At 67.9% G+C, this 3,583-nt stretch carries 2 protein-coding genes; both read left to right on the forward strand.

All coding sequences use genetic code 11. The features are described 5' to 3' along the window. The first annotated feature begins 537 nt into the window (after positions 1–537). Positions 538–2,934 carry a hypothetical protein gene (locus AAGI46_16325; GenBank protein MEM1013773.1) on the forward strand — a complete coding sequence of 799 codons (2,397 nt, stop codon included), beginning with the start codon at positions 538–540 and terminating at the stop codon, positions 2,932–2,934. A 3-nt stretch (positions 2,935–2,937) separates the two neighbouring features. Then, positions 2,938–3,583, forward strand: a 646-nt coding sequence (locus tag AAGI46_16330; protein ID MEM1013774.1) for a hypothetical protein, incomplete at its 3' end; no start/stop codon positions are given.

A 3,583-nucleotide genomic window follows, 5' to 3' on the forward strand; every position in this document is an offset into this window, starting at 1 on the left:
CGCAGCGTCCGCATGACTCACGACGGCAGCGACGCCACTTCAGATGCTGCGGCGGCACAGGCCAGGACCATCAGCGGTCGGCCGCGCCGCCGGACGACGCGCACAAGCGTCAAAGTCGCCGACGCCGTCGCGAAGTACACCATCACGGCAGGCGGGCTTGGCGTCATCGCGGCGTTGGCGTTGATCATGGTCTTCCTGATCAACGTCGTCCTGCCGCTCTTCAGCGACGCCGACAGCGAACGCGCCGCCGCCATCCAGCTGCCGACCGGCTCGGCGGAGGGTGCGGACCGTCGTGTCGCGATGGGCCTGGACGACAATCTCAACGCACTCTGGACGCTCGACGCGGGCGGCGGCTTGAACCTGTATCGCCTCGTCCTTGCCAGCGAAGACGGGGCAGAGTCCGCCGTCGAGCTTCTCGACAGTCGTGACTTTAGCGACGCGACGGTCACGGCCGTCAGTGTCGACGACGGGGCGATCGCACTCGGCAGAAGCGACGGGGCCGTGACGCTCGGCACGCTCGACTTCGACGCGGAGTTGATGCGCGACGCTCCGCCGGAGCTGGCCGACCTGGAGCCAGGCCAGAACCGCATCTTCGAGGGCGGCGTGGCGGACATCCCGCCGATCGGCGGCATTCGCGTCACCAAAGTCGAGCCCGACTTCGCCGACCCACTCGTCCTGGCCGAAGACGGCGACCCGTCGGGCGTGTCGCACGTCGACTACCTCTCGACCGGACGGACCGCCGTCCTCGCAGCTCGTCGCGACGACGGCCGGCTCTTCTGGGCGTCGACCACCACGCGAACCGACCTCCGCACCGGCAAGAAGACCACGCGCGCCCGGCAGTTCGAGCTGCCCCAACCGACCTACCGCGACGGCAACGCCGACGTGAAAGGCATCCACCTCAGCCGCGGCGGCACGGGGCTCTACGTCGTCTACCGCGATGGGCACGTCGTCTGGTACGACACCAGCGCGCTCAGCGGCAGCGGTCGCGACGGTCCGCCCGAGGCGCGCATCGTCCAGGAGTTCGACGCACTCCAGGACGGCGTCGAGGTCACTGCCGCCGAGATGCTCATCGGCGACTACACGCTCATCATCGCCGACAGCGAGGGCGGACTCGCCGGCTACTTCCCCGTCGCCCCGCAGTCGGACGACGATGACTGGCAGGTCGAACGCATCCGTGAGCTCGCCCAGCAGACCGCCCCCGTCACGAGCATCAGCCTCAGCCGACGCGACCGACAATTCGTCACCGGCGACGCCGACGGGCAGGTCTGGCTTCGGCACATGACCAGCGGCACGACGCAGGCCAAACTCACGCCCGCCGAAAGTGCCGGCGAATCACCTGTTGCTGTCTCCGCGACAAGCCCCTCGATGGGCGCAGCCGCCGGCATTGCTCAGGATGGGTCGCTGACGATCTGGAAGCTCGACAACCCGCACCCCGACGGCAAGCTGCCGCAGCTCTTCGCGCCCGTGCACTACGAGGGTCGGCCGCTGGAGACGTTCGTCTGGCAGAGCAGCGGTGCGGGCGACGACTCGGAGCCGAAGCTGAGCCTCGTCCCGCTGATCTGGGGCACGCTCAAGGCGACGTTCTACGCGATGCTCTTTGCGACGCCGATCGCGATTCTGGCGGCGATCTACTCCAGCGAGTTCATGCAGCCCAGCGTGCGGAGCGTTGTGAAGCCTGGCATCGAGATGATGGCCGGCCTGCCGAGCGTGGTGCTCGGCTACATCGCGGCCCAGGTGCTCGCGCCGTTCGCCGAGGACGTGCTGACGGGCCTGCTCATCACGTTCGCGGCGGTGCCGATCGGCGTGATGATCTTCGGCTTCCTCTGGCAGCTCGTCCCGCCCAGCGAGGTCAACCGGCAGGGCGGCTTCTGGGCGATGGGTGCCCTTGGCGTCGTCGGTGTCGCGGGACTGCTCTACTTCGGCGGACTGCCACCGACGGCGGTGCTGGTCGTCTGGCTGGTCGCGGCGGCGATTCTCGTCGGTGCCGTCTACCTCGGGGGGGAGTCGGCGGGCGTGTACATGCCCTTCGTCGTGATGGCCGAGCTGGTGCTGGCGGCGATCCTCATCGGGCTCGCGGGCGAGAACGTCTTCGAGACCGTCCTCTTCGGCGGCGACCTTCGCGGCTGGCTCGACGGCCGACACTCGGGCTGGGTCGCGTCGATGCCCGACAACCTCACCGCGCTGCCGGGCTGGGTGCTCCTGCTCACCCCGATCGTCACGATCGCGATGGTGCTGGCGTTCAACCTGTATGTCCGCCCGCGGATGGCGATCTTCGACGGCCGTGACAAGACGCGCGGCCAGCTCGCCGTCGTCGACCTCATCCGCTTCGCCGTCGTCGGTGCCCTCGGCCTGGCCGGCGCGATCGTCATCGGCCTCGTCTTCAGTGCCGTCGGCTTCGACCTGCGGACCGACCCGCTGACCTGGCTGACGGGTGGCGTGGTCGACTCCAGCGGCGTGATGGACCGCTTCATCCAACGCAATGCTCTGAACGTCGGCATGATCATGGGCTTTGCCGTCATTCCGATCATCTACACCGTCAGCGAAGACGCCCTGGCCGCGGTGCCGAACACGCTGCGTTCGGCGAGCCTCGGTGCTGGCGCGACGCCGTGGCAGACGGCGATTCGCGTGGTGTTGCCAGTGGCAGTTAGCGGCATCTTTTCGGCCTGCATGATCGGGCTCGGCCGTGCGGTGGGCGAGACGATGATCGTCCTCATGGCCGCCGGCAACACGCCGACGATGAATCTGAACATCTTCGACGGCATGCGGACGCTCTCGGCCAACATCGCCGTCGAGATGCCCGAAGCACCGCAGAACGGCACGCTCTACCGCGTGCTCTTCTTCAGCGGACTGGTGCTGTTCGCGATGACGTTCCTGGTCAACACCGCGGCCGAGATCGTCCGCATCCGCTTCCGCCGGAGGGCGTTCCAGCTGTAACCCATGGCAGACGCGAGCGGACCATCTTCGGCAAGCAGCGGGCGTCGCAAACGCCGCACGTCGCTCGCGGCGCGGGGCGAGCCGATGGTCTGGCTCACCGGCGGATCGGCGGCGCTGGCGGTGCTCATGATCGTCGGGCTCTTCGTGCTGATCGGCGTCTACGGCTTCAGCACGTTCTGGCCGCAGTCGCTCGTGCGGGTCACGTTCGTCGCGGGCACCGGTGACGACGCCGAGACGATAAGCATCGTCGGCGAGTCATTTCGCGACGGCTACACGAGCCTCGCCGAGGACACCAACGCCGACGGCCAACTCGATGACGGCGAAGACCTCAACGACAACGGCCTGCTCGACGACGAAGTCCGCATCGACCAGACCCTCTGGCGCACCGGCAACCGCGACCTCACCGGCGGGCAGTTCACCTGGGTCCGCAGCGACCGCGTCATCGAGACCAGCCTGCCCGACGACTTCCTCTACATCGAGCGACAGGAAGACGGCCGAGCCATCGGACGACTCGAAGCCGTCGCCGTCGAAGGCCGGCTGTACGAGGGTTTCGACAACGCCTACGCCGCACTGACCGACGTGCTGCCAAAGGTGCAAGGCATCGGCGAGCGCATCTTCGAGATCAAAAACGACCTCGGCGGCATTGCCG

It is taken from the genome of Planctomycetota bacterium, from assembly GCA_038746835.1.
GTDB lineage: Bacteria > Planctomycetota > Phycisphaerae > Tepidisphaerales > Tepidisphaeraceae > JBCDKH01.